Annotated in this window: 26 protein-coding genes; 16 read left to right on the top strand and 10 right to left on the bottom strand. The window is 66.0% G+C overall.

Features of this window, described 5'->3' with window-relative positions; all coding sequences use genetic code 11:
* Positions 1-11: 11 nt before the first annotated feature.
* Together ABDC78_RS08970 and ABDC78_RS08965 are read right to left on the bottom strand one after the other, a co-directional pair.
* Positions 12-1,010 (bottom strand): MDR family oxidoreductase, encoded by a 999-nt coding sequence (locus ABDC78_RS08970; protein WP_178360701.1) that lies wholly within the window; start codon positions 1,008-1,010, stop codon positions 12-14.
* Between the two features lie 82 nt (positions 1,011-1,092).
* Positions 1,093-2,073: an alpha/beta hydrolase family protein gene (locus ABDC78_RS08965; protein WP_178360702.1), complete on the bottom strand. Its 981-nt coding sequence runs from the start codon at positions 2,071-2,073 to the stop codon at positions 1,093-1,095.
* A 382-nt stretch (positions 2,074-2,455) separates the two neighbouring features.
* On the opposite strand from ABDC78_RS08965, the gene ABDC78_RS08960 reads away from it, so the two are divergent.
* From ABDC78_RS08960 to ABDC78_RS08950, 3 genes are read left to right on the top strand one after another with little or no spacing between them, the layout of a single operon-like run.
* Positions 2,456-3,019: a TetR/AcrR family transcriptional regulator gene (locus tag ABDC78_RS08960; protein ID WP_178360703.1), complete on the top strand. Its 564-nt coding sequence runs from the start codon at positions 2,456-2,458 to the stop codon at positions 3,017-3,019.
* 37 nt (positions 3,020-3,056) lie between these two features.
* Positions 3,057-4,235 carry an acyl-CoA dehydrogenase gene (locus tag ABDC78_RS08955; RefSeq protein ID WP_178360704.1) on the top strand — a complete coding sequence of 393 codons (1,179 nt, stop codon included), beginning with the start codon at positions 3,057-3,059 and terminating at the stop codon, positions 4,233-4,235.
* 19 nt (positions 4,236-4,254) lie between these two features.
* A complete protein-coding gene (locus tag ABDC78_RS08950; RefSeq protein ID WP_178360705.1) occupies positions 4,255-4,638 on the top strand; it encodes a nitroreductase/quinone reductase family protein in 384 nt (127 codons plus the stop codon).
* Positions 4,639-4,659: 21 nt separating this feature from the next.
* Here ABDC78_RS08950 and ABDC78_RS08945 read toward each other — a convergent pair whose 3' ends face one another.
* Positions 4,660-6,111: an HNH endonuclease signature motif containing protein gene (locus ABDC78_RS08945; protein WP_178360706.1), complete on the bottom strand. Its 1,452-nt coding sequence runs from the start codon at positions 6,109-6,111 to the stop codon at positions 4,660-4,662.
* 162 nt (positions 6,112-6,273) lie between these two features.
* Here ABDC78_RS08945 and ABDC78_RS08940 point away from each other — a divergent pair, with 162 nt between their 5' ends.
* Genes ABDC78_RS08940 through ABDC78_RS08905 form a run of 8 tightly spaced genes read left to right on the top strand, consistent with a single transcriptional unit; the run spans position 6,274 to position 13,908 of the window.
* Entirely contained in the window at positions 6,274-7,377 is a 1,104-nt protein-coding gene (locus ABDC78_RS08940) for a homogentisate 1,2-dioxygenase (protein WP_178360707.1), read from the top strand.
* Positions 7,378-8,571: an alpha/beta fold hydrolase gene (locus tag ABDC78_RS08935; RefSeq protein WP_178360708.1), complete on the top strand. Its 1,194-nt coding sequence runs from the start codon at positions 7,378-7,380 to the stop codon at positions 8,569-8,571.
* Positions 8,568-9,776: a CoA transferase gene (locus ABDC78_RS08930; RefSeq protein WP_178360709.1), complete on the top strand. Its 1,209-nt coding sequence runs from the start codon at positions 8,568-8,570 to the stop codon at positions 9,774-9,776. The genes ABDC78_RS08935 and ABDC78_RS08930 overlap by 4 nt, the downstream gene beginning before the upstream one ends.
* Positions 9,773-10,678, top strand: coding sequence for a hydroxymethylglutaryl-CoA lyase (locus ABDC78_RS08925; protein ID WP_178360710.1), 906 nt, complete (start codon positions 9,773-9,775; stop codon positions 10,676-10,678). Before ABDC78_RS08930 ends, ABDC78_RS08925 begins: the two co-directional genes overlap by 4 nt.
* Positions 10,679-10,683: 5 nt before the next feature.
* Entirely contained in the window at positions 10,684-11,304 is a 621-nt protein-coding gene (locus ABDC78_RS08920) for a TetR/AcrR family transcriptional regulator (protein ID WP_178360711.1), read from the top strand.
* A 36-nt stretch (positions 11,305-11,340) separates the two neighbouring features.
* Complete coding sequence (locus ABDC78_RS08915; protein WP_178360712.1) at positions 11,341-12,576, top strand: acyl-CoA dehydrogenase family protein; 1,236 nt, start codon at positions 11,341-11,343, stop codon at positions 12,574-12,576.
* Positions 12,577-12,604: 28 nt separating this feature from the next.
* On the top strand, positions 12,605-13,573 hold the full coding sequence (locus ABDC78_RS08910; protein WP_178360713.1) for a phosphotransferase family protein: 969 nt from the start codon (positions 12,605-12,607) through the stop codon (positions 13,571-13,573).
* The gene (locus ABDC78_RS08905; protein WP_178360714.1) at positions 13,570-13,908 is read left to right on the top strand and encodes a DUF6285 domain-containing protein; all 339 of its coding nucleotides are present in this window, start codon (positions 13,570-13,572) and stop codon (positions 13,906-13,908) included. The genes ABDC78_RS08910 and ABDC78_RS08905 overlap by 4 nt, the downstream gene beginning before the upstream one ends.
* Before the next feature lie 16 nt (positions 13,909-13,924).
* On the opposite strand, the gene ABDC78_RS08900 is transcribed toward ABDC78_RS08905, so the two are convergent.
* Together ABDC78_RS08900 and ABDC78_RS08895 are read right to left on the bottom strand one after the other, a co-directional pair.
* Positions 13,925-14,236 (bottom strand): hypothetical protein, encoded by a 312-nt coding sequence (locus ABDC78_RS08900; protein ID WP_178360715.1) that lies wholly within the window; start codon positions 14,234-14,236, stop codon positions 13,925-13,927.
* Between the two features lies 1 nt (position 14,237).
* The gene (locus tag ABDC78_RS08895; RefSeq protein WP_178360716.1) at positions 14,238-17,177 is read right to left on the bottom strand and encodes a LuxR family transcriptional regulator; all 2,940 of its coding nucleotides are present in this window, start codon (positions 17,175-17,177) and stop codon (positions 14,238-14,240) included.
* Positions 17,178-17,419: 242 nt separating this feature from the next.
* Between ABDC78_RS08895 and ABDC78_RS08890 the strand changes: the two genes are divergently transcribed.
* Complete coding sequence (locus ABDC78_RS08890) at positions 17,420-19,126, top strand: GMC family oxidoreductase (RefSeq protein WP_178360717.1); 1,707 nt, start codon at positions 17,420-17,422, stop codon at positions 19,124-19,126.
* Here the strand turns inward: ABDC78_RS08890 and ABDC78_RS08885 are convergent.
* The 5 genes from ABDC78_RS08885 to ABDC78_RS08865 all read right to left on the bottom strand — a co-directional run bounded on the left by ABDC78_RS08885 (position 19,110) and on the right by ABDC78_RS08865 (position 24,511).
* Positions 19,110-19,736 (bottom strand): hypothetical protein, encoded by a 627-nt coding sequence (locus ABDC78_RS08885; protein WP_178360718.1) that lies wholly within the window; start codon positions 19,734-19,736, stop codon positions 19,110-19,112. The genes ABDC78_RS08890 and ABDC78_RS08885 overlap by 17 nt on opposite strands.
* A complete protein-coding gene (locus tag ABDC78_RS08880) occupies positions 19,733-20,101 on the bottom strand; it encodes a hypothetical protein (RefSeq protein ID WP_256736283.1) in 369 nt (122 codons plus the stop codon). Before ABDC78_RS08880 ends, ABDC78_RS08885 begins: the two co-directional genes overlap by 4 nt.
* Entirely contained in the window at positions 20,086-21,033 is a 948-nt protein-coding gene (locus tag ABDC78_RS08875; RefSeq protein WP_347133400.1) for a hypothetical protein, read from the bottom strand. The genes ABDC78_RS08880 and ABDC78_RS08875 overlap by 16 nt, the downstream gene beginning before the upstream one ends.
* A 165-nt stretch (positions 21,034-21,198) precedes the next feature.
* Positions 21,199-23,802 carry a LuxR family transcriptional regulator gene (locus ABDC78_RS08870; protein WP_178360720.1) on the bottom strand — a complete coding sequence of 868 codons (2,604 nt, stop codon included), beginning with the start codon at positions 23,800-23,802 and terminating at the stop codon, positions 21,199-21,201.
* 79 nt (positions 23,803-23,881) lie between these two features.
* Entirely contained in the window at positions 23,882-24,511 is a 630-nt protein-coding gene (locus ABDC78_RS08865) for a class I SAM-dependent methyltransferase (RefSeq protein WP_178360721.1), read from the bottom strand.
* A gap of 42 nt (positions 24,512-24,553) precedes the next feature.
* On the opposite strand from ABDC78_RS08865, the gene ABDC78_RS08860 reads away from it, so the two are divergent.
* From ABDC78_RS08860 to ABDC78_RS08845, 4 genes are all read left to right on the top strand, one after another.
* Positions 24,554-24,955, top strand: coding sequence for a nuclear transport factor 2 family protein (locus tag ABDC78_RS08860; RefSeq protein WP_178360722.1), 402 nt, complete (start codon positions 24,554-24,556; stop codon positions 24,953-24,955).
* A gap of 66 nt (positions 24,956-25,021) precedes the next feature.
* Entirely contained in the window at positions 25,022-25,441 is a 420-nt protein-coding gene (locus ABDC78_RS08855) for a response regulator transcription factor (RefSeq protein ID WP_178360723.1), read from the top strand.
* Between the two features lie 165 nt (positions 25,442-25,606).
* Positions 25,607-25,981, top strand: coding sequence for an NADH-quinone oxidoreductase subunit A (locus tag ABDC78_RS08850; RefSeq protein ID WP_178360724.1), 375 nt, complete (start codon positions 25,607-25,609; stop codon positions 25,979-25,981).
* A complete protein-coding gene (locus ABDC78_RS08845; protein WP_178360725.1) occupies positions 25,972-26,526 on the top strand; it encodes an NADH-quinone oxidoreductase subunit B in 555 nt (184 codons plus the stop codon). The genes ABDC78_RS08850 and ABDC78_RS08845 overlap by 10 nt, the downstream gene beginning before the upstream one ends.
* The last annotated feature ends 15 nt before the right edge of the window (positions 26,527-26,541 follow it).

The following is a 26,541-nucleotide window of genomic DNA, read 5'->3' as shown; positions in this document are numbered from 1 at the left end:
GCGAGTCCGCGTCAGAAGCCGTCGTGCACGACCACCCGGGTGCGGCCGGTGACACCGCCGCCGATGATGCGTCCGAGAACGTCGGCGACCTCGCGTACCGGGACGTCCTGGGTGATCCGCGCCAGGTGCCGCGGTTGTAGCTCCGACTCGATCTGAGCCCACACCTCGCGGCGCTGCGTGATGGGGAGCAGTACCGAGTCGATGCCGGCGAGCGTCACCCCCCGCAGGATGAAGGGAAGGACGCTGGCCGGTAGGTCCGCCGACCCGGCGAGTCCCGAAATAGCAGCCACGCCAGCGTAGTTCAGGGTGCTGAGCGCATGGGCCAGCGTCTTCCCGCCGACGCAGTCGACCACCGCGGCCCATTGTGACTTACCCAGTGGACGCACTTTGTCCTCGGGACCGGGAACCCGGTCGATGACCTCGGCGGCACCCAGTTCTCGCAGCAGATCGTGGGCGTCGGCCTTCCCGGTCGACGCCACCACCTCGTAGCCGAGGCCGGCGAGCAGGTCGACACTGACGCTGCCCACACCGCCGGTGGCGCCGGTCACCAACACAGGGCCCTCGGACGGCGTGACGCCATGTTTCCGCAACGCATTCACACTCATGGCCGCGGTGAAACCGGCGGTGCCGATCGCCGCCGCGTCGGCAGGGCTCAAGGTGGACAGTTTGACCACGAGGTCGGCGGGATACCTCGCCACCTGCGCGTAACCGCCGTGCCGACCCGTGCCGATGTCCTGACCGTGAGCGACGACCGCGTCACCGACGGCGAACTCCGAGGACGAACTCGCGGTCACGGTTCCTGCGACGTCGATCCCAGGAATCAACGGATACGACCGCGCGACTCCACCTTTGGGCGTGACCGCCAGTGCGTCCTTGTAGTTCACGCTCGAGTACTCGACACGGATCTCGACGTCACCGTCGGGCAGGAACGATTCGTCGACCACCTCGTGGCGCAGCACGATGGCGCCCTCGGCATCCTCGTGGGCGACCATCGCGTTGATTTCCGTCATGGCGGCCACAGTAGCCAACGCGGATCCTCGGACGAAGAAGCCCCCGACCGCCAGGCGGTCAGGGGCTTCGTTCGTCAGCTTGCTATCGGAGGAGGGTCGCCTGCAGGTCAGGCTTCATGGCCTGCAGTTCCCGGCCCCAGTACGCCCAGTTGTGCGTGCCGTTGTCGGGGAAGTTGAACACACCGTTGTTACCGCCGGCGGCGATGTAGTTCTGCTGGAAGGTCTCGTTGGTGCGGATGGTCAGACCCTCGAGGAACGTGGCGGGCAGGTCGCCGCCGCCGAGCTCGTTGGGCTGGCCGTTACCGCAATAGATCCAGATGCGGGTCCCGTTCGCGACGATCTGCGGGATCTGCACCATCGGGTCGTTGCGCTTCCAGCCGCTGTTCGGGTCCTGCGTCCTGCCCCACATGTCGTCGGCCTTGAATCCGCCGGCGTCACCCATGGAGATGTTGATCAGGAAGGGCCACCAGCCCTCGGAGGGGTTCAGGAAGCCCGACATCGAGCTGGCGTAGATGAACTGCTGCGGGTGGTACACCGACAGGATCAGCGAGGCGGAGCCCGCCATCGACAGACCGATGGCCGCGCTGCCGGTCGGCTTGACCGCGCGCTGCGAAGCCAGGAAGTTGGGCAGCTCCTGGGTCAGGAACGTCTCCCACTTGTAGGTGACGGTCGGACCCTTGTTGCGGGCGGGCGCGTACCAGTCCGCGTAGAAGCTGGACTGTCCGCCGACGGGCATCACGATCGACAGGCCCGAGTCGAGGTACCACTCGAACGCCTGGGTGTTGATGTCCCAGCCGTTGAAGTCCTCCTGCGCACGTAGACCGTCGAGCAGGTACACGGCGGGCGAGTTCTCGCCACCGCTCTGGAACTGGATCTTGATGTCGCGGCCCATTCCAGCGGATGGCACCATCAAATACTCGACCGGCAGGCCGGGCCGAGAGAATGCTCCGGCGGTTGCCGAACCTCCGGTGAGGCCGACCAACGCGGGCAGAAGCGCCGCCGTCATGCTCGCAACGCCGATCCGGCGCGCCCAGGGCCCGCGAATCTTGTCAAGAAGTCTCATACCGTCAATCCATCCATCTTCCGGTTACCGCATGATGCGGTTTGTCCTGCGATTTCTCGGCCGGTCACAGCCGACATCGAGGTGTTCACCCCGTTGTCGGACGATTGCGCAGCAGCCAGTAGGCAGCGCCGAAGGCCGAGAAACCTTCAGTTGTAGCGGTTGCAGTAAAGCATGTGACCAGCATGTGAGAAAGTCCGGCCACGCCGAACAGCACACTTCCTGCAGGAATCGGAAACTGACGCCGAGGCAAGCCGGCCGCTCGAAATCTGCGAAATCACTGGAAGCCCGTGGCGCGAGTGAGCCGACAGGCCCGTCATTCACACGTCACAGGTGACGATGGTGACGGCGGTCACACGCTTACGTGTTCAGTAGGCTGCAGCGGATGGCCAAAGCCCCCGCAGGCGCAGGCAAATTGTCTGCTGACGACTGGATCCAGGCCGGCTACGCGATCCTGGCCGACGACGGCTTGGAGGCACTCAAGATCGACCGACTGTGTGCCCGCCTCGGCGTCACGAAGGGCAGTTTCTACTGGCACTTCAAGGACATGGCGAGCTACCGCGCCGCTGTCGTCGCAGCGTGGGCCGGGTTACGCGACCGCGACCGCAGTCACTTCGGCGAGTTGGGGCATCTCCCGCCCCGCGCACGGCTCGCACAGATGATGGGCGCCCTGCTCGGCCCGCGCCAGTGGACTCTCGAGCGGGCGATGCGCGAGTGGGCGCGCACCGACCCGGCCGTCGCCGAGAGCGTTCACACCGCTGACCAGAGGGTTCTCAGCGCGGTCCGACACGCGTTTCGAGACGCCGGGTTCGACGCCGACGACGCCGACGTGCGCGCGAACGCGACGTTCGCGGCGGGCATCGGGTTCCTGCACCTCTCCAACGCGCCACCCGGCGCCCAACTGGCCGCCCAACAGGAGCGGTTCCTCGACCTGATGCTCGCTCACTGACAGCCTTCCATACTTAAAGGTATGGTAATTTCGGTTGATGTCGTTGACCTGGCCAGACGCCCCGACCATCACCTCCGACTACGTCGCCGGGCTCGCCGCCCGCGCGGAAGAGGCCGAGCACCTCCGCCGCTTGCCCCCCGCCACGCTGGCCGACCCTGCAACGTCCGAGTTCATCGAGTTACTGGTTCCAGCCCGCTACGGCGGCACTCAGGCGCCGTTTCCGGCCATCCTGGATCCCGTGCGCGCGATGGCTCACGGCTGCGCCTCGAGTGCATGGACGTTGGGGTTCTATGCGCTCCACAACTGGATGCTCGCGCTGTTCGGCGAGCAGGCGCAGAGCGAGGCCTTCGCGACTCGCCCCTTCCTGGCCCCGGCGCCGCTCGCCCCCACGGGCCGCGGCACGGCCTGCGACGGTGGCATCCGACTGTCCGGACGGTGGTCGTGGGCGACCGGGGTGATGGACGGCAACTGGGTGATCGTGGGCGCGCTGTGTGAGCGTGAACCGGACGATCCGAGCTCGCTCCATCCGGCGCTGGCACTGTTGCCGATCGACGGCGTGCGCATCGAGGACGTGTGGCACACCGACGGAATGCGTGCGACGGGGTCCAACGACGTCGTCATCGACGACGTTTTTGTGCCGGCGCACCGCCTGGTGGCCGTGTCCGACATCTACACGGGTAGCGCACCCGGCGCGGAGTTGCACGACTCCGACACCTATCGCTGGCCGATGGTGCCCGCACTGGCACTGCTGGCGGCGATGCCCGCACTGGGCAGCGCCGAACGTGCCGCCGACATCTATACAGAGCGACTCTCACAGCGATACCTGGCCTACGAGGGCGTCATGCAGAAAGACAAGCCGGTGGCGTCCGTACACCTCGGGCAGGCGCTGGTCCGGCTTCGGTCGCTACGTGGATTACTGGCAGACACCGTGGGGGAGATCGAGGCCGTCGTCGCCGCAGGCGATCCGGTGACGCGCGCGGTGCGCGGACAGGCCAGGCTGGCCGCAGCGCACATCGTGCACGAGTCGCGCTCGGTGATCGCCGATCTGCTTGGGGCATCGGGGGCAAGCGCACATTTTCTGGCCAATCCGCTGCAGCGGATCAAACGCGACGTCGACGTCATCGCGGGCCATGTGGTGTTCGACTACGACACGAGCCGCGAACTCGCGGGGGCGCTGACCCTCGGGATGACGATCCCGCGCACCGCCATGGTGTGAGCTCCAGAGAGGATTCCCGATGACAGCCCGCGACCGCGTCACCACGTTCCTCCAGAAGAATGTCGCCAACCGCGTGATGCGGCGCATGCCGTTTCAAACGCTGCTGGAGACGACCGGCCGGAATTCCGGTGAGCCACGACGCACGCCGCTGGGCGGTCGTCGCATCGGCGACCAGTTCTGGTTCGTGTCCGAGTTCGGTGAGAAGTCGCAATACGTGCGAAACATCAAGGCCGATCCCGAGGTTCGGGTGCGGCTGAAGGGCCGGTGGCACAGCGGGACCGCCCATCTCGTACCGGGGGACGATGCGCGAGCAAGGCTGCGCTCACTGCCGCAGTTCAACAGCATGGGCGTGCGCGCGTTCGGCACCAACCTGTTGACGGTGCGTGTCGATCTCGTCGACTAATCCAATGTCTGACAACGGCTTTCATGGACCGCGCTCGCCTTTAACAGAGTCGCCTCCGGGCGAGTCCCCGTCTTCGGGTGTGTCGTCGTCGGATGAATCGTCGTCGGGCAGGAGGTATCGCTCGGGGTGGTGGTAGTTGTTGATGCGGGTTTGGCCGGTGTCGAGGTCTGGTGGTGGGATCCATTCGGTGTCGCCGTGGCTGTTTTTGCGGGTGGTCCAGCCGGTCTTCTCGATGAGCCGGTTGTCGGGGCCGCAGGCGAAGGTCAGGTCGTCGATGTTGGTCTGGCCGTCGTTTTTCCAGTCGGCGACCGCGTGATGGACCTGGCTGTTGTAGCCGCACACGGTGCACCCGGGGCGGGTGCAGCCTCGTTCGCGCGCGTGGAGCACGATCCGTTGCGCCGCAGACGCCAACCGCTTCGTGCGCCCGAGATACAGCGATTCTCGGGTGTGTGTGTCGTAGATGTAGAGGTAGTGATAGGCGCCCCGGGCGGCCATTCGGATCAGTGTCGGGATCGCCAGCTTGGATCCGCCGCCGGTGACCGCCAACCCGGCACCTTTCTCGAGGTCCTGCAGTGTCGTCGACACGATCACCGTGACCGGCAACCCGTTGTGGGTGCCCAGGTTCCCCGATGCCAGCGCGGCCCGGCCGACGGCTTTGAACGCGTCATGGTTGCGCTGAGCCTGGGTACGGGTATCGGACCCGGCCCGCGGCTCACCGGCCTCGCCGTCGGCACCAGGTTCGCCCTCGGCCTGGCCGTCGCCAGGCTCGTCGTCGGGGATGTTGGCGCCGGGGGCGGCTTCTTTGGCCAGGATCGCCTCCCAGTAGGAGCCGGCCTCGGCGTCCAGGCGCCCACGGATCGACCTGGTCCCGTCACGCTGCTGTTTACCCAGCACGATGCCGCGGGTGCGGGCCTGCTCCTTCTCGCTGGGTTCGGGGCCGTCCTGATCGATCATCATCAACAACGCCCCGGCCGCTTCGTCCAACGCTTCGGGTCCCAACCCGGCGGCCTTGCCGGCCAACTGCGCCTCCGCGTCCACCCGGGTGCCCACATCGACCCACGACGGCAGCAGCTTGTGGAACCTGGCGATGATCTCCACATGCTCGGCCCCGATCAACCCTCGAGCCTGGGCGGCGGCGGTAGCCTCCCACACCGGCGCCAACGGTTGCCCGGTCAACGACCGCCGCGGCCCCAACACCGCGGCCTCGCGCAACCGGTGCTTGGCGTCTTTGCTGCTGACCCGCAACGCGGTCGTGAGCACCTTCGGCCACGACGCCTCACCCAACCGGGCAGGTTCGGTCTCGGCGACCAGCCGGCTGACCGCGCGATGCTCCAGCGCCGGGATCGACCGGGCGATCGTGGTCACCTCGGCCAGCAGCCCGACCAGCTCGCGATGCGACACCGCCTCACACGCCCGGTGCAACACCTCCAGCTGAGACCTGATCGCCTCGACCGCGTCCGACACCTCACCCATACATCGAACACTAGTTCGAACCACCGACAAATCCGGTCCAGGATGTGACTCCAGAAACCACAGTGACACAAGAGGTTTGGATGCGTACTTGACCTGAACGTTGACTCGCGCCAGAGATAAAACTAAAGTCAGTTTTACTTTTTAGTGGTCGGGAGGACCTCCATGGAATCGTTCGTGCATCTGCGCAAAGGCACAACACCCCGTCGCCTGCACGCCGACCTCGACGGCCTCAAGGACGATGAACTGGGCCGCGGTGGATTCGTCGGTCGTACGGCCAACCTGTACCGACGTCACGACCCGACGGCATACCGCTCCGTGGGGCCACTGCGGCCCGTCGACGTGTTGTCGAGCGAACTCAAGCCCGGGGACGCCACCGATGCCGACGGCGGTCCCCTGCTGATGTTCTCCAACGCCGACTGCGAGGTGCTGCTGTCCCGGCGCGCCGAACCGATGCCGTACTTCGCGCGCCACATCGACGGCGACCTGCTGTGCTTCGTGCACGAGGGCGAGGGGCTCATCGAGACCGAGTTCGGACCACTGCGCTACCGCAAGGGTGACTGGATCTACCTGCCGAAGGCGTGCACCTGGCGCCACGTCCCCGACGATCAGTGCACCTGGCTGATGATCCAGGCCACCGACGACTTCAGGGTCCCACCGCCCGGCCAACTCGGCCGTCATTTCCCCTTCGACCCTTCCCAAGCGGTCATCCCCGATCCCCAACCCTTCGACGATGACGGCCGGAACGAATACGAGGTTCGGCTGGTTCACTCGCCGATCGACGGAGCCGGCACGACTTCGCTTTTCTACCAACACCATCCGCTCGACGTCGAGGGCTGGCGCGGCGACAACTTCGCGTTCACGTTCAACATCGACGACTACAACGTGGTGACCTCCGACAGCGTCCACCTCCCGCCGACAGTGCACCTGTTCATGCAGGCCACCGGCGTGTACGTGATGAACTTCCTGCCCAAGCCGGCCGAAGGGGTGGCGGGCACCGAACGCACCCCGTGGTATCACCGCAACGTGGATTTCGACGAGATCGCGTTCTTCCACGGCGGCTCGCTCTACGGGATCCCGATGCCACCCGGGCTGATCTCGCATGCGCCGCAGGGAGTCCACCACGGGGCACCCGAGAAGGCGAGGGAGCGGGCTCGGCGCAAGTTCGACGACTTCCAGTCGGTGGACTGGCGGGTGATCGCGATCGACACCCGGCGACGACTGGTTCCGTCAGCCGAGGTGCTGGCGAACGACCTCGGGCAGCACTAGATGGGGACCGCCGAGACCTTCGTCAAGCATGACTACCAGCGCATCCCGTATCTGGTTGCCTACCAGAACAACTCAGGCGTCCGCGATGTCTACGGCGGCGTTGCCGATCTGGTGGTGCTGGAGAGCTATCTGCTCAAACCGGCCGTGCCGTCGGACACAGTGCTGGTGTTCATGCATCCCATCGGTGGCGGTGCCTACCTGCCGATGATCAACGCCCTGGCCCGCGCCGGGCACCACGTCATCTACTGCAACAGCCGGTTCCGCGGCACCGACTCGGCGTTGCTGATGGAGAAGGTCGTCGAGGACCTCGGCGAGTGCGTCAAGGACGCCAAGAATCGACTCGGCTACTCGAAGGTGGTGCTCGCCGGCTGGAGTGGCGGAGGGTCGCTGTCGATGTTCTACCAGCAGCAGGCGCAGCATCCGACGGTGACGGCCAGCCCGTCCGGCGATGGTCCCGATCTGACGAAGCTCGGACTGATACCGGCCGACGGCATCATGCTGCTCGCCGCGCACATCAGCAGGCACGGCACCATGACCGAGTGGATGGACGCGTCCATCCTCGACGAGAGCGACCCCACCCGGCGGGATCCCGAACTGGATCTCTACGACCCCGCCAACCCCAACCAACCGCCGTACACTCCGGAGTTCCTCGAGCGCTATCACCAGGCGCAGGTGGCGCGGAACCGGCGGATCACGGCGTGGGTCAAGGACAAACTCGCTGAACTCGAGGCACAGGGACGGCCCGATGACGAGTTCGCGTTCGTCGTGCACGGCACGATGGCGGACCCACGCTGGCTCGACCCGACCGTCGATCCCAACGAACGCACACCGGGAACCTGCTATCTGGGTGATCCTCAGGTGGTGAACATGAGTCCGGTGGGCCTGGCGCGGTTCTGCACACTGCGCAGTTGGCTGTCGCAGTGGAGCTACGACGACGCCCACGGCGACGCCGTGACGTGCGGGCCCGACATCGCCATCCCGGCGTTGGTCATCGGTAACCTCGCCGACGATGCCTGCACACCGAGTCACACCCGCCGGATCTTCGAGGCCATCGGACATCCCGACAAGGAGATGCACGAGATCACCGGCGCCAACCACTACTACGCCGGGCCTGATCAGCGCGACAAGCTGCGCGAGGCTGTCGGCATCGCCACCGACTGGCTGGTACGTCACGACTTCGCGGTAGCCCGGTGACCGCATCGACGGGGCCACTCGACGGGATCCGGGTCATCGAGGTCGGAACGCTGATCTCGGGGCCGTTCGCCGGTCGACTGCTCGGTGACATGGGCGCGGAAGTCATCAAGATCGAACCCCCTGGCGCGCCGGATCCGCTGCGCACCTGGGGGCAGGCCGAACTCGACGGCCACCACTTCTTCTGGACGGTGCACGCGCGCAACAAGAAGTCCGTCACCCTCAACCTGCGTGAGGAGAAGGGACGAGACCTCTTCCTCGAGCTCGTCGACCACAGCGACGTCATCGTCGAGAACTTCCGACCAGGCACTCTGGAGAAGTGGCGCCTGGGCTACGACGTACTCCGTGAACGCAACCGCGGCATCATCCTGGTGCGGGTCTCCGGGTACGGGCAGACCGGACCTGACGCCCACAAAGCCGGCTATGCCTCGGTCGCCGAAGCCGCCAGCGGCCTGCGCCACATGAACGGGTTTCCCGGCGGTCCTCCCCCGCGACTGGCGCTGTCACTGGGTGACAGCCTGGCCGGGATGTTCGCCGCCCAGGGCGCGCTGGCCGCGCTGTACCGGCGCTCGGTATCCGGCGAGGGCCAGGTCGTCGACGCGGCGCTGACCGAATCATGCTTGGCGGTACAGGAATCCACGATTCCCGACTACGACGTCGGCGGGGTGGTCCGCGGGCCCTCCGGCACCCGGCTGGAAGGTATCGCGCCGTCGAACATCTATCCGACCGCCGACGGCAGCTGGGTGGTGATCGCGGCCAACCAGGACACCGTGTTCCGCAGGTTGTGCGGAGCCATGGGCCGACCCGAACTCGCAACCGACGCACGGTTCGCCGATCATGGTGCGCGGGGACGCAATCAGGACGAACTCGACACGATCATCGGTTCCTGGGCCGCGGAACGCCACCCCGCCGACATCATCGCCACCCTCTCGGAGGCGGGGGTGATCAGCGGTCCGATCAACACCGTCGCCGAGGTGGTCGAGGATCCCCAGCTGCAGGCCCGCGGGATGATCGCCGACCACTGGGACGAGCGCATCGGACGCAACGTCAAGGGGCCCGGGGTGGTGCCGGTGCTCTCCGAGACCCCGGGAACCATCCGGCACGCCGGGTCGGCCAGCCCCGGTCAGCACAACGACGAGGTCTATCACGGCCTGCTCGGGAAGAGCCACGCCGAAATCGAGACACTGCGATCGGAGGGCGTGCTGTGAGCGAACTGCCTTCCCACGTCGACATCAGGGACGTGTCCCTGCGTGACGGGTTGCAGATCGAGGACCCGATTCCGTTGTCGGCCAAGCTCGACCTGCTCGCCGCCATCGCCGCGACCGGGGTGCGGGAGATGGAGGCGACAGCCTTCGTGTCACCGTCGAAGGTGCCGGCACTGGCCGATGCGGCCGAGCTTGCCGCTGAGTTGCACCACTTCACCGACATCGAATTCTCCGCGCTGGTGGCCAGTCCCAACGGGGCCAAGCGCGCGATCGCCGCCGGGCTGAGGTCGATCGAATATGTGGTGTCTGCTGCGGACGGACACAGCCGCGCCAACGTGGGTCGGACATCGGGCGAGGCGACCGCACAGATCCGCGAGATCGTCGCGATCGCCCACGACAGCGACGTCACCGTCGAGGTCATCGTCGCCACCGCATGGGACTGCCCGTTCGACGGTCCGACGGCCCCGCAGCGGGTGCTGGACATCGTCGCCGCCGGCACCGAAGCCGGGGTAGACCGACTCGCCATTGCCGACACCATCGGAACCGCCACGCCACGGCGGGTGACCGACCTGATCGCTCTGGTCCGACCGAGGATCGGTGACATTCCGCTCGGCGCACACTTCCACAACACCCGCGGTAGCGGGTTGGCCAGTGCCTACGCTGCCGTCAGCGCCGGCGTCACCCGCCTGGACGCTTCGGTCGGTGGCCTCGGCGGCTGCCCGTTCGCCCCCGGCGCGAGTGGCAACATCGCGATCGAAGACCTGGTCTACCTGCTGCGCGACAGCGGGATTCACGTCGACGTGGACCTGCAGGCCGCCATCGCAGCCGCACGCGTCGCACAGGACGCGGTCGGCCATGACCTGCCCAGTGCGCTGCTGCGTGCCGGCGACCGGAAGTTGGACTAGCGGCCGTGCCGCCCGCGACGTCGGGGACGTTGAGCGCCAAGGGGCGTCAGACACAGCTGGCCATCGAGCAGGCCGCTCGGAAACTGTTCGCCGAGCGCGGTTTCCACGGCACAACGCTCGGTGACATTACCTCCGCTGCGGGAAAGTCACCCGCCGCGTTCTACCGGTACTTCACCGACAAAGAGGATCTGCTGGCCGCACTCGCCCAGTCGTTCCTGCGGGAGGTCGTGACGCCGTCGGGGCTGAGCCTGCAGCTGCCCGACTCCCCCGACGACGACGCGTTCTTCACCGCGGTGGTGTCCGGCTACTGGACGATGTTCAAGCAGAACATCGGAATCATGATCGCAGTGGCACAGTTGGCCACCACCCAGCCGCGCTTCGCGACGGTGCAGAACGAGTTTCGTCGATTCGGTATCGACATCGTCGCCGCGTCGGTGCGCCGCGCCCAGGAGCAGGGGTATGGCGCTGAATTGAATCCCGAGTACACCGCCGCCGCGATCGCCCTGCTCTTCGAGAACTTCACCACGGTCTTCGTCGGTACACCCGATCTGGGACTCGACATCAACGACGAGGACGCGATCACCACACTGGCTCGTATCTGGAAGAGAACGCTGTACGGGTTTTAGCACGACTGTCAACGGGGACCGTCCAAAGGAGAGATTGTGGATTTCAGCCTGCCTGACCATCTTCCCGGGCTGCTGGCCGATATGGATGCGTTCATCGAAGCGGAGATCAAACCGCTCGAACGCGAACACATCCAGTATTTCGACCAGCGCCGCGAGTACGCCCGCACAGACTGGGACAACGACGGCATCCCGCGACGGGAGTGGGAGGATCTGCTCGGCGAGATGCGAAGACGAGCGGACAGGGCGGGCTGGCTGCGCTACGGGCTGCCGTCACGCTTCGGCGGTCGCGACGGCAGCAACATCGATATGGCGGTCATCCGAGAACATCTGGCGCATAAAGGACTCGGTCTGCACAACGACCTCCAGGACGAGTCCTCGATCGTGGGCAACTTCCCCCAGGTGATCATGATGGACCGGTTCGGCACCGAGACCCAGAAGAAGGAATGGACCGACGCCCTGATCACCGGGGAACGGTCGATGGCGTTCGGGCTCACCGAGCCCAATCACGGATCGGACGCCACCTGGCTGGAGACCCGCGCCGTCCAGGACGGCGACGAGTGGGTCATCAACGGCGCCAAGCGGTTCAACACCGGCGTGCATCGCGCAACCCATGACCTGGTGTTCGCCCGAACCTCGGGCGACCAGGGTCAGGCCCGAGGCATCAGCGCGTTCCTGGTGCCGACCGATACCCCGGGGTTCTCCGTCCCCTACTACTGGTGGACGTTCAACATGCCCACCGATCACGGCGAGGTTGTGCTCAAAGATGTGCGGGTGCCTGCCGACGCGGTGCTCGGCGAGGTGGACCGCGGCCTCGAGGTCGGACAGACGTTCCTGCACGAGAACAGGATTCGCCAGGCAGCCAGCAGTCTCGGCGCGGCCCAGTACTGCATCGACCGCGCCGTCGCCTACGCCGGGGAGCGCTCGGTGTTCGGCAAGCCGCTGGCGGTCAACCAGGCGGTGCAGTGGCCGCTGGTGGAGCTTCAGACCGAGGCGCAGATGGTTCGACTGCTGGTGCGCTACGCCGCGTCCGAACTCGACCGCAACCACCACATGGAGGTCTCCGACAAGGTGTCGATGGCCAACTACCGCGCCAATCGCCTGGTGTGTGAGGCCGCTGACCGCGCGATGCAGGTGTTCGGCGGCGTGGGCTACAGCAGACACGAACCGTTCGAACACATCTACCGGCACCATCGCCGCTACCGGATCACCGAGGGAGCCGAGGAGATCCAGATCCGCCGGGTCGCGCAACGGCTCTTCGGGTTCGGCCGATGAGCGCTTGCGCGAAGAGGAGACAGCGCCGATGAGCGACACACTGGCCCGGGCGCTGGAACGAGTGCTCCACCCGGTCGTGGGACAAGTGCGTGTCGAGAACCTTCAGCCGCTCACGGGCGGAGCGAGCAGGATCACCTGGGCGTTCGATGCGGTGGCGGACAGACGTCGAGCCCTGATCCTTCGCACCGGTGCCGACGACGACCTGCACGCCGGTATGGAGTTGGAAGCGTCGGTGCAGCAGCGGGCCGCTGCTGCAGGGGCACCGGTCCCCCATGTCCTGACCGCCGACAACTCCCCGGCCGCGCTGGGTAACCCGTACCTGATCTGTGACGCCGTCGCCGGCGAGACGATCGCGCCGCGGATCCTGCGCAGGCTCGACGACGCGGGTCGGACGCGACTGCTCGAGCAGTGCGGCGCAGCGCTCGCCGCCATCCACCGTGCCGATCCCGACGGGATCGGTTTGTCATCGTCGGATGAACTGGCCGGCTGGCGTGCCCGCCTCGACGAGATGGGCGACACTACAGCTCCTTTCGAGTGGGCGTTTCGCCGCTTGGCGGAGCAGCGCCCTGCGGCGTCGCCGATGCGGTTGATACACGGCGACTTCCGGATGGGGAACCTGATCGTCGACGACTCCGGCCTGGCGGCGGTCCTCGACTGGGAGCTGACACACATCGGTGAGGTCTACGAGGACCTGGCATGGTTCTGCATCCGGGCGTGGCGGTTCGGCGCACCGCAGACACTCGGCGCGGGTGGACTCGGCAGCATCGAGGCATTCCTGCGCGCATACGAAGTCGCTTCGGAGGCGACCGTCGACCGCGACGCCTTCCGCTGGTGGTTGACGGTGGCGACGCTGCGGTGGGGCGTCATCTGCCGGCACCAGGCCGAGCGACACCTCACTGGCGAGGCGCGTTCGGTCGAGCTTGCGGCGATCGGCCGACGGGTCAGCGAGACCGAATGGGACGTACTCGATCTGATGTCGGGAGGCGGAGCGAGATGACCGCCTTGAACGGACGCCCCACTGCGGCCGAACTCGTAGCGGCGGTCGCCGATTTCCTCGACAACGACGTCCGCGCGGCGTGTAGCGGTCAGGTGGGGTTCCACGCCCGCGTCGCCGCCAACGTCCTGCGCATCGTCGAGCGTGAGCTGCTCGACGACACAGCCGGCGCCGCGGTTGCCGCACTGAACGATCTCGGGTACGCCGACGAGGCCGAACTGTCCCACGCGATCCGCAGTGGTCTTCTGGACGACCGCCCCGCCGACGTCATGGCGTGCCTGAAAGTTCTGGTCCACCACCGGTTGTCGATCGCCCACCCCGGGTACGACGACGCCTGAGGAACCCACTGGTGACTCAGTTCGACGAGGCCGAAGACCCCGATCCGTAGGGCATTGCCCCTGCCAGAATCCGCGCATCAACGTCGGGGGTCAACCGCTGCGGAAGCGCACCGGCGCGGGTGCACACCCGCAGCACCTCTTGGGCGGATCCAGCCGTGAAGAGTGCATACACCGCGTCGTCGGCCGACACGGAGAGCACGAGAAGTAGCCGGGCCGAGAACTCCGTGGTCGCGACCGCCGCGCTGCAGGACTCCAGCAGCGCGACGAACTTGGTGATCGCGGGGTCGGTGAACGCTGACCGGTGCCATTCGGCGAGAAAGAAACCCATATCAGCCCGACACCTCGCGCAAAGTGTCGATCTGTCGTCCCAGTTCGGCGCGACCGCGGATACCGAGCTTGCGATAGATGCGACCGAGGTTGTGTTCCACCGTTTTCGGGCTGATGTACATCGCAGCTGCGACGTCCCTGTTCGTCATACCGGACGCCACCAGCTCGGCAACGCGTAACTCGGACGGGGTGAGGATGTGCTGCGACGGGCCGGCGGCGGCGCGCCCGAGTTCGGCGCGGGCCCGGTCAGCCCACAGTGATGCTCCGAGACCTTCGAACGTTGCGAGGGCGTCGGCGAGAGTGACACGGGCGGCGTGCTTCTGCCGCAGTCGGCGTTGCAACTGGCCGACCACCAATTGGGTGCGGGCGCGCTCGAAGGGCATCGGCAGTGCGTCGTGCGCCTCGAGCGACCGGGCGGCGGCTTCCTCGGCGGCATGGATCTCACCGCGCGCCGCCAGCAGCATGGTTCGGCACCGGGCACCGATCGCGATCATCCACGGGCGGTTCAGTCGGGCACCGTTGTCCTCGAGTGCGTCCACCCACGGCTCGAATTCGTCGGTGCGGCCCAGCGCGAACGCCGCCTCCATCAGGTCGGGCAGAAACCACCACGACGTGATCTCAGTGTGTCCCTCGACGCCGCTCCGGGCCAGCAGCGGGTGGAGCGCTTCGACCGCCGCAGCGTGCTGTCCCAGTGAGAGCTCGAGAAAGCCCAGCACCATGCGCGGTCCGTCGAGCAGCGTCGTCTCCCCCAGCCGATCCGAGTGCTCCAAGACCAGTCCGACCTCGGCCCGGGCGTCGGCCTCGCGACCCTCCAGCGCGGCGATCAACCCCCGCGGTACCGCCGCCAGGGCGCGGGCCGGAATGCTGTCCAGTTGCTCGGCACCCAGCAGCATGTCGTCGGTGATCTGAGTGGCGTCTCGGTGACGCCCCAGCCAGATGTCGACCATGGCCGCGTGGGATTGGACCCAGAGCATGTCGACATCGGAACCCCTGGCAGCGCAGTGTCTCTGAGCGTCGATGAGTTGCCCACGAGCCTCGGTCAGCCTGCCGGTCCACGACGAAACCAGTGCCTTGACGATGCGCGCGCTGAAGGGTGCCGCGGTGTGCACGCCGGTGTCGTGGCGCTGCTCCAGATCGATCGCCCGCTGTAGGGACACCTCGTCCACACCCTGCCCGTTGGCGCACCGGAACAGCACCTGCGCAGCCAGCGCCTGGCTGATCAACATCCGGTCGGCGAACTCGTCGGCACGTGTCCGGGCCAGTTGCGCGTGGCGAGCGGCGCCTTGGGCGTCCCCGGCGGTCGACAGTGTGATCGCCAAGGTGAGGTGGGTTCGCACCGTCAGCGCCGGATCGTCGGCGGCATCAACGACGGCGGCGTGGAGTTGTTCGACGGCGCGGCCGAAGTCGCCGCGGACAGAGAGGGCGCCGCCCAGCAACACCCGGGCACGGGCGCGCAGCGGCCCTTCGGGGAGTTCGGATGCGGCCGGCTCCAACAATGCGAGCGCTCGATCCACGTCGCCGGAGAGGAGGTGGCTGTGTGCGGCGTTCACCCGACGTGTCGCGGTGCCGCCTCCAAGGCCGATTGCGAGTTCGAGCAACTCAGCGGCAACCGCCGGCGAGGCTTTCGCACGCGCGGCGTCTGCCGCAGAGTCAAGTGCGAGAAGGGTTTCCGGATCGCCTGTCGTCGCCGCCAGCGCCATGTGCCGGGCCTGGCGTTCGAGCACCGGCTCGATACCGGCGACGGTGCGGTGGATGCGTCGTCGGTCCGCCGGGCGTGCCTGGCTGTAGACGACGTGGGCGAGCAGGGGGTGGGAGAAATGAAGTTGGCCGCCGTCGATGACGACGATGCCACGATTTTCCGGGACTTCGAGCAGCGTCACGATCCGCCGGACCGGACGCCGCAGGATCGCCGCGAGCAGGTCCAGCGTCGGGTGGGTGACGCAGGCCGCGGCCAGCAGTACCTCGTGGACCTCCTCGTCGAGCTGGCCCACACGCAGACCCATGACGTCGGTCAGGGTCGACGGGAGCGCCGACCCCCACGCCGAGTCCGCGGTGTCCAGTGCATGGGCGAGTTCCAATGCGTAGTAGGGATTTCCCCCCGAGATCTCAGCAATTCGTGCCATCGTGGAACGGGGGAACGACCGGCCGGTCCGACTCGACATGAGCCGGTGCAGCCGACCCAGCGGCATCGGCGCGATCGTCAGCCGCGTCACGCTCTCGGACCGTCCCAGATCCAGCCAGGACACCGCACCGGAACGATCCGGAACAGTCCGCTCGGTCACGACGATCCCGATACGACCTCGCACCCGACGCAGCGCATACGCCAACGCGTCACGCGTCGCGGCGTCGATCCACTGCACATCGTCAACCGCCAGCAGCACCGGCGTGCGTACCGCCAGTTCCTCGATGATCGACATGAATGCCGCGGCGACCGAGCGGCGGTCGATATCGGCCTTCGGACCACCTGCGCGGATCAACACCTGCTCGAGCGCCTGCCGCCCCACGACGGGCAGGGAGTCGAGCACCTCGGGTTCGACATCACCGAGCAGGTCGTCGAGGCCGACAAAATCCAGCAGCGACTCCGCTTCGCTCGCCCGCGTGGACAGCACACGGAAGCCGGCCTGCCGCGCCTCGTCGTGCGTGGCCAGCCACAGTGTCGTCTTGCCGATCCCCGGCTCACCGTCGATGAGCAGCGCCGACGGTTGGCGCGCTGCGGCGTCGAGAAACTCCGTGACGCTTGCTGCTTCGTCCCTGGCATTCACGGGCCGGCCTACCGGTGGGGGCGATCCGGGACCGGCGAAGTACGGGCGGAACTGCAGCCCGGAACAAGCGCCGGTTCGAGGGTTGCTCGGGAAGGATGCGGGCAGGTCACGTCGGTACCTCCATTGTGGAAGGGCGCGCAGGTCGGGCACGCTGGGAATCTCGATCACCGGCACCGTCATCGGATCGATCCGTCGTTCAGCGAAGTTCGGGCCATCTCGACGATGTGCACTGGTGCCTCCTAGGTACTGCCCAAACGCGTTGGGTGACGAGGAGGAGCGTATGAACGCGGCGACTGTGGCGTCACGCGTAGTCGACTACGTGTTTATGCGCGTAGCGCTACTTGGTAGCAATCGGCTCACGACCGCGTGAGTACTCGCTGATCTGCATCTAGTGCGGGTCCCACGCGGCTATGGTGACGCACATGGTGGGGTGGCAGGTGGGACCTTCGAAGTGCCTGATCGACGAGGGCGTCGACTATCTGGTGATCGGTAGCGGCTTCGGCGGGTCGGTCGCGGCGGCCACCCTGGCCGAAAAGGTGGACGATGAGACTTCGGTCTGTCTGTTCGAACGTGGCAAAGCGTATCCGCCGGGATCCTTTCCCAGAACCTGGAACGGCCTCAACGAAAGCTTCTGGGATCCGCCGTATCGGAACGGGATGTTCCAGATGTGGTCGTTCACCGGAATCGACGCGATCACCGCGAGCGGGCTGGGTGGCGGATCCCTCATCTACGCCAATGTCATGTTGGAGAAACCCGAGACTTGGTTCACTCAACCGAACCCCGACGGATCAGGTGCCGAATGCTGGTCATTCCGACACGCTGATCTCGCAGAGTACTACCAACAGGTGCGGGATTTCCTGAAGGTGGAGGAACTACCGGACGAGTTGAGAACATGCTCACCCAAAACCGCGCGGTTCCTCGAAGCACTGCCGGATGCCCAGCTGGCGCCGTTGGCGGTGCGCTTTTCCGCCACAAAAGGCAACCCGCAGGCCGGCGTCCCGCTCCCGGCGGAGGATTATGCAAACATCCACGGAGACGTGCAGCGCACCACTTGCCAGATGTGCGGTGAATGCGATTTCGGTTGCAACGTCGGCGCCAAGAACACCATGGACCATACCTACCTGTCGAAGGCCGCCGCCGACGGCGCGGAGATCTGCGTCCAGACCGAGGTGCGCGAGATCCATAGCTGCAATGACGGAAAGGACCACCTGTTCCACGTCGGCTATATCGTCCACCGAGACGAGCCCGACGCACAGGACCAGCCCGATCCTCCGCTGCAATGGATAAGGGCCAAACGTGTTGTCCTGGCTGCAGGCACCCTCAACACCACCCTCCTCATGTTGCGCAACAGAGGGAACCTCAACATTTCATGCGACGAACCGATCGGCACGCGATTCTGCGGCAACGGTGACCTCCTCGGTTTCGCCCTACCTGGATTCTGGTCCCGGGGCCTGCTTCCCAGCAGGGGTCCGGTCATCACCAGCTTCAATCAGAACGAAGAGGGTGGCCACCGAATTCTGTTACAGGACGGTGGGGCACCAAATTTGAGAAGTTGGAAGCTGACTCGGAAAGAGGCCCGCGACCTGATCGTCAAGCTGGGCCGAGAGTGGATTGAGCGCATCCTGAGGCCTCGTCCGGGGCTTCAACCCACTGCGGAAGAACGTTCTTGGTGGCCGCGATGGCGCTGGCCGCTACCGATTCTGGGCATGGGTGCCGACACACCTGATGGCCGATTGACATTGAACGAATCAGACTGCACTTTGGAGTGCGACTGGACAATCGACTCATCTCAACCTCACTTCGAAGAGGTGCGGCAGCGCATGGAGTCACTTTCCCAGCGACTCACAACGCGGTTCCTCAACCCCCGGTGGATGGACCGGGTGATCACCGTTCACCCGCTTGGTGGCTGTCCCGCCGACACGACGGCGGAGAAGGGAGTCGTCGACAGCTACGGCCGAGTCCACTCTGTGCCGGGACTGTGGATCGCCGATGGCTCGGTGATGCCGGGACCGATCGGCGCCAACCCCTCACTGACCATCGCGGCGTTCGCGCGCCGCGCTGCCTGCAAGCTCCTCGAAGAAGGCCTCGAAACCCCCTCCACCCCCGAGCCGTTCATTCGTACCGACTGAGTTTTCTCTTCAGATAGATCCGGCCCAGCCCCTTCACGAAGAAGGCGACGTACGTCCCGACGGCGCACCAGCGGGTAGACCACCCTCCTTCGCCGTAGCCACGCATCGTCGTCATCTGACGGACAAACTCCCACAGGGTGATCGAGATGACGCCCGCGGCCCGCCGCGGCCGCATTTCGTCGGCGTCCGGCGTGACGTCGACGAGCGTCACCCGGAGTCGTGTGGTGTCGCCCCAAACCCGCCAGATGCGCCCGCCCCTCGGTTCGAGCACCTTGCGCGCCGACATCGTGAACTGGCGATCATCGTTGATCAGATCTGCGGTGTAGAGCATCTGTTGCACTGGCGTGCCGTTCGGACCCTGGCCTGACTCAAAACACACGAATTTGCCGTTTTCGGTGACGAATCGTCCACCAAGCACGGGAATCACGACTTCGGCGCGCACGTCTGCTTCGTGCGAATCACCTTCGATGAAGGCGGCGACGTCAGGAATATCGATGGTCAGATACATTGCCGTGGCAAATCCGTCGACACGCTCGTAGCCGTCCAGCGCGTCCAGCGCACGAAGCGCGATGCGTCCCGTCATCGTCTCCCGGAAACGCAACCCCGTCATCGATTACTCCGCGCCTGCGCGGCCAGCATCACGAACCAGAGCGCCACTGCCCCCCAAGCAACCCCCCAGGCCCACACACTGACCACCGGTACCTCAGTTTTTCCACACACCGCAATCCAACCCACAAGTGCCGCCACCAACGCAGCGATCGCCGGCCACCGTAAACCCGAGAACACTTCGGTGATCGCCATGACCCCTGCGAGCACCACGGCCACCAGTGCCAGTGAGTTGATGTTCGGAGCCACGACGCCCGGTCCGGAACCGAGATGTATTGCCAGGCTGGGAAACAGCAAGGCGGACACAACGAAGAGCAGACCCACATGGCTGACCAGCGCAAGTTTTGTCATCGTCAGCGACTCAGCCATTCGATCATTCGGGGGAAGATCTGGACGGCCGAATACTCGCCGAGGAATGTGTCGAGGTGACCATATCCCCGTGGCTCCCAAAGATCATGAGGTCCAGTGGTCTTGGCCTTGAAGACCCCGAAGGATCGCCTCATCCCTTGCGGATGGAATGTCTTGTTGTCGGCCCCGCAGACGAACAGGAACCGCGCGTCGGTCTTCGGCTCGTGGGCAAAATCCACGGGGATGTCATCGTATCCGCGCACCGCGACCAGATGCTTCGCCTTCAAGCATCTGCGAGTCTGCCGGAACAGACTCACCGGGACATGCGCGAACTCCCCCTTGATCCAGTCGTGGGTGACATCGTCGAGGTTCTGATGGCTCCACAGAGTCGGAAAGCCCACGCCGTAGGTGAAACTGGAGTGCTTGCACACCGCGTTGTCGCATTCGTGATGGAACATGCGGACCAGAAAGTCCAATAGCTTCGCGCTCAAACTCGATGCGTACAGCCCAAATTGCGGATTGAACCAGCTCGTCATCCTGCCCAGTGTCGCCAGCGCAATAGGCAACTTGACCCCGGCGGACCACCGGACCTTCGGGTTCATCGCGGTCGAGTTGGCCACCACCGTCGTCACCTCGGGCAGCAGGCCCGACGCGATGGACATCATGAACGCATGAGAACCTTGACAGTGCACAACCGCTTTGACTGCGTTGTTCTTCTTGGCGGACTCTGACTTTGTCCTCCTGAGGATCTCGGTCACCGCCGCCGGAAAATCATGAACCGCGGCATCATCAAACGTGTACTGCGTCGGTTCGAGATCAATGCTGGCACGCCAGTTGAGAAGCCATACGTCGAAACCCGCCGCTGACAGCATCGCCGGAAGCGTGATCGTGCTCGGAGGGCAGAACAGGTTCGCCCGGGTGCCGGACCCGTGGACGAACATCACCGCGCCCATGTCACGCTCAGCGTTCGGATCGGGATCCAGGTGCTGGAAGTTGAGTTGAAACCCGTCCTTCGCCTCGAACCAGACGGTCTCCATCTTCGGCAGTACGACACCGTCCGGGTTCCGCAGCGAGATGTCGGACTCGGTCAGCATCGGCGATATCGAGAACATCCCCATTCACAACGCCCCTTCACGTGAATCAACAGCACCCACGGTTGTCGCCAGCGCCGCCCGATCGGGGACGCCGAGTTTCATGCACGCCTTGTACACATGGCCTTCCACGGTTCGCACCGAGACGCACAATCGGTCCGCGATGGCCTTGTTGGTCATGTCTTGTGACACCATCACCGCGACCTCGCGCTCACGCCCGGTCAAGGGCATCGGGTTGAGGACACGTTCCAGTGCCGGCGTCGTCGGGTTCCCGCAGCGCTGGGACAGTTGGCTCGCGCGCGACTTCGCGGCGATCTCCCCTGCGCGGTCACCGTTGGCTTGGTGGGCGGCGGCGGCCTGCGCGGCGGCGTCGGCAGCAACGGCGATCATTCCCGCCGCCTCGAGGTCCACCGACACGTCATTCAGGCCCGCACCGTCGCCACTGGCCAGTGCCGCGGTGTGGGCGACACACAGATGACCTGCAGCACAATTGATCTTGGTGTTCACCCGGCGGGCTGCCGCCAGTCCCTGGACGTCGCCCAGTCGCGCGCCGTCATGCAATACCCGCAGCAGGATCGCGTCCTGACCTGACTGCTCGGCGGCATGCGCGGCGTCCCGGACGGCACCGACCGCGCCGCGGAGGTCGCGGGCGGCAGCCAGCGTCCACGCCCGAGCCAGCGCGAGGTCCGGCGCATACACCTGCGAGCGCAGACCGTGACTGGCCTCCGCGCGCCGCAGTGTGCTGGCCGCATCGGCTGCGCGGCCCTGCTGGCCGAGCGCCTGCGCGAGGCCGATGAGCGCCAGCGGGCCCCAGCTGTAGCCGGTCGAGGTGAGCGCTGCCGCCGCCTGGCGCAGCAGGATCACCGCGTCGTTGTAGGTACCCGCCGCCAAAAGAGTGTGACCCAAGAGCACTTCGCCGATCGCGCGCCCCGGCTGCTGGAACTCCGAGAAGCTCAGATAGTGCCGCGCCAGCCTTTCGGCCGCGGGCACATCACCGGCCATGATGAGCGCCAGCGCCTGGCCCAGCCCCATCGTGAACCGCAGCAACCCGGGGTGCGTCGCGTTCAGACCACGCTGTGCAATCGGTTCGACGTCGGCGAACCTGCCCAGACGTGCACTGGACAGCGTCGCCGCCGCAGAAGCCCAGGCCACTGCGAGATCCTGCGCGTCGTCGGCGTCGAGCACACCGTCCGCGACGCGGACAGCCTGGACCAGATCGCCGGAGTTGAACGAAAACGTCGCCGCCAGCGCATCGATCGTGTGCAGCGCGGCGCGCTCGGTGATTCGCGCCCGCATCTGCGACAGATAGTCAACGGCCTCAGCGGATTCGGAGAGCATCCAGAATCGGTTGGCGGCCTTGGGTAATGTCCAGGCCATCAAGTCCCACTGCGACAGCGTGTCCGGGTCGACCGGGGACAGCACGTCGTCGGCGTCGCGGCCACGGCCCTGCCAGGACAGTGCGTGGGCGAGCGGCAGCCGTGCCGACAGCGCCCCGGTCTGGTCCAGCGCGCCACGCGCCAACCGCTCCCCGAGCGCGAGGTCACCCAACCGCATGGCCTCCCACGCCAGGCCGGTCAGTTCGTCGGCTCGCGGCGGGTCGTCGGTGTCGATTGCCAGTCCGGCCAGCCGCAGCCGCGCGCTGATGCTTTCCGGTGCGCGGGCCGAGAGTTGTTGCACCAGTTGGGTTCGGAGCCGGCGAGCCGCGAGGCGGCCCAACCCCGATCGGACGCGTTCGGTGTAGAGCGGGTGAAAAGGATGGGCGACCAGGGTTCCGGCTTGATCACTGACTGCGACGACCCCTGTCGTCTCGGCCTGATCAACCGCGTCGAGGCCGGTGAGCTCCGCGAGGTCGGACACCGCCAACGGTTCCTCGATGGCGAGGAACTCCAGGACTGTGCGCACCGGCGACGGCAGCGTGACCAGGTGTTGGTCGATCAGGGTGGAGAGCTGCGGGGTCAGCGGCATCTCGCCGCGAAGCTGCCACACGCCCTCCACCTGACGCAGCGAACCGGAGTTGAGAGCGGACTCCACGAGGTGCCGCAGGTAAAGCGGATTGCCCTGGCTGACATCGAACACCCTTGTCGTGCTGACATCCTCGACCACGCCGCCCAGCGTCTGCTCCAGGAAGAATCCGGTCTCGTCGAAGTCGAACGGGAAGATGTCATGGCGCGCGAGGATGTCGTCCTTCCAGAGCGCGGTGACGGCGTCGGGGACAGGCTCGCCCTCACGGACGGTGAGCAGCATGTGCGCTTCGCCGTTGACGGCAAGCTGATGCACCAGCGTCGCCGAGAGCGTGTCGAGTTGATGTGCGTCGTCGACCACGAGGATGAGGCCACGCGCGGCCCCGGCCCGTAGGGCTTCCCGGGCGGCCCGGAGCACGGTGGCCGGTTCGTCGGCGCCGGCCACCGCGATCAGATGGCTGAAGGCCCCGAACGGAATGCCCTTCGCCGATGCGGTCGCCGAAATCCAGTGCGCCGCGGATTGGGGGTGCTTCCTGGCGAACTCCTTGAACAGCTTGCGCGCCATCGACGTCTTCCCGACGCCCGGAGCCCCGACGAGCACGGCCGCCAGACCCGCGCCACCGATCGACGATTCCACCTGCTGACGCACCAGGCCCCGACCCACGGTCATACCGTGCACCCCCCTCGCCCGAATGCTAACTGCCGGATCGTCCGGGGGCGGGCTCAAACAGCGAAAACGCCGTCTGATGTCAGATTCGGCGAATCCGCGCCAGCCACGCTGGTTCGTCCACCCGGGTTCCGACAGTCAGCTTCAGCGCCTCGGCGTGCACCTCCGTGACGAGCCCGCGGTAGGTCGTCGTGGTCAGTTCTTCGATGTCCCAGCCGGCGCCGAACGCCTCGCGGATCGTCTCCTCGCTGACCTCGGGCCCGAATCCGCGGCCGGCGTCGGACAGGGCGAGCACATGCACGACCGCCCCTGGTCGAGTGGCCGTGTGCAGGCTGCGGACGTACTTGGCACGGTCACCGTCGTCGAAGACATGGAAGAGCGCGCTGTCGATGATCGTGTCGTAGCCCGGTACATCGTGCAGGTCCAGCGCATCGGCAACCTCGAACCGCGCGTCGACGCCGTGCTCGGCGGCGTTGCGGCGGGCCTGCTCTACGGCTGTCGGGGCACCGTCGACACCGAGAACGTCGTATCCCGATCCTGCCAACAGGATCGTGTGCTCGCCGGTGCCGCATCCGACATCGAGCACCCGACCGGTGATGAGTCCGCGGCGTTCCAGGTCGACGATCGCCGGCTGCGGCTCGCCGATCACCCAGGGCGGGATCTGGTTCTTGTAGAAGTCGTCGAATCGGGAGATCGTTGGCGTTTGGTCCATGAAGCCCAGTGTTCAACCTGAACTGAAGTTGAGGTCAACAGGATGTCCGAAACCGGTACGCGGACTGTCACCGACGTAGCCGACCGACTGTTCGACGCCATCGAACGCAGCGATATCGCCACCGTGGAGCAGTTGTTCAGCCCCGAGGTAGCGGTGTGGAAGAGCGGCGACGACAGGCCCAGCGGCCGGGATCGATCGGTTCGCATCATCGCGTGGTTCGTCGAAACCACCGTGGGACGGCGGTACGAGATCCTCGACCGCCAGGTGTTCGACGGCGGCTTCGTCCAGCAGCACGTCCTGCACGCCGACGGCCGCACGGGTGCGTCGATCGCGATGCGGGTCTGCATCGTGATCAAGATCGGTGCCGATGGCCTGATCACCCATATCGACGAGTACTTCGACCCGGCGGCGATCGCTCCCCTGCTCTCCGACGACCGAACATGACGGATGTTGCCGACAAGGCAGGCGTTTTCGGGGACGCGACATTGCGGTCGGGCTACCATCGCGCCCATGGCTGTGCCCTCGCCGGCGTCATCGCGAACGTCCGGCCCGCTGCGGATCCTGGTCTACAGCGATAATCCGAGAACCCGGGAGCAGGTGCAGCTCGCGTTGGGCAAGCGGGTGCACCCCGAGCTTCCGGAGCTCAGTTACCTCGAGGTCGCCACCGCCGCGATGGTGATCAAGCAGATGGATGCGGGCGGGTTCGATCTGGTCATCCTCGACGGCGAGGCCAGCCCGGTGGGCGGAATGGGTATCGCCAAGCAGCTCAAGGACGAGATCGAGCACTGCCCCCCGGTACTGGTGCTGACCGGACGGCCCGACGACGCGTGGCTGGCCAGGTGGTCCCGTGCGGAAGCGGCGGTTCCGCACCCGATCGACCCGATTCGTCTGGGCGACGCGGTCGTGTCGCTGCTGCGCACCCCCGCCTGACAGCTGGAAACGCCAAAAGCGCTGCGCCACTTGGGTTTTTACGGCACCACGGGATGGCCGCACGACGCTAGTAGCGATACTAATCAAAATGTGTGGCTTGCATCCAAAAGCGGGCTAGGCTGTGTGCTAGCTCACATCGACAGCCCCGAGGAGCGCCTGCTCAGCATGAATTTGTACACACCGATCCTGGTGCTTGGCGCGATCGCCGCTGTGTTCGCCGTCGGTTCGGTCGGGATCGCCCTGCTGATCGGACCCAGGCGCTACAACTTCGCCAAGCTGGAGGCCTACGAGTGCGGGATCGAACCGATGGACGCGTCCGATCCGGCCGCGGCCGCCACCGGGCAGAGATTCCCGATCAAGTACTACCTGACGGCGATGTTGTTCATCGTGTTCGACATCGAGATCGTCTTCCTCTACCCGTGGGCCGTGGCTTTCGACAGTCTGGGCGCCTTCGGCGTCATCGCGGTGGGCCTGTTCTTGTTCAACGTATCCGTGGCGTACGCCTATGAATGGCGGCGGGGAGGCTTGGTGTGGGACTAGAAGAAAAACTGCCCGGTGGGATTCTGCTGTCGACGGTGGAGAAGGTTGCGGGCTACGTACGTAAAGGGTCGCTGTGGCCGGCCACCTTCGGCCTGGCCTGCTGCGCGATCGAGATGATGGCCACCGCCGGGCCCCGCTTCGACATTTCCCGCTTCGGCATGGAGCGGTTCTCCGCGACGCCGCGCCAAGCCGATCTGATGATCGTCGCAGGGCGCGTGAGCCAGAAGATGGCTCCGGTGCTGCGTCAGATCTATGACCAGATGGCCGAACCGAAGTGGGTTCTGGCGATGGGGGTCTGCGCATCGTCGGGCGGGATGTTCAACAACTACGCCGTCGTGCAGGGCGTCGATCACGTGGTACCGGTCGACATCTATCTGCCCGGGTGTCCGCCTCGGCCGGAGATGCTCCTGCACGCAATCTTGAAACTGCACGACAAGATTCAGGAGATGCCACTCGGGGTCAACCGCGAGGAAGCGATCCGGGAGGCCGAGAAGGCGGCGTTGGCGGTGCAGCCGACGATCGAATTGAAGGGCCTGCTCAGGTGAGCGATTCCCGAAATG

The sequence above is a fragment of the Mycobacterium sp. DL genome (assembly GCF_039729195.1).
In the GTDB taxonomy this organism is placed as follows: Bacteria; Actinomycetota; Actinomycetes; order Mycobacteriales; family Mycobacteriaceae; genus Mycobacterium; species Mycobacterium hippocampi_A.
Note: the sequence above shows the minus strand (reverse complement) of the source record. Positions and strands in the feature narration are given on the sequence as shown.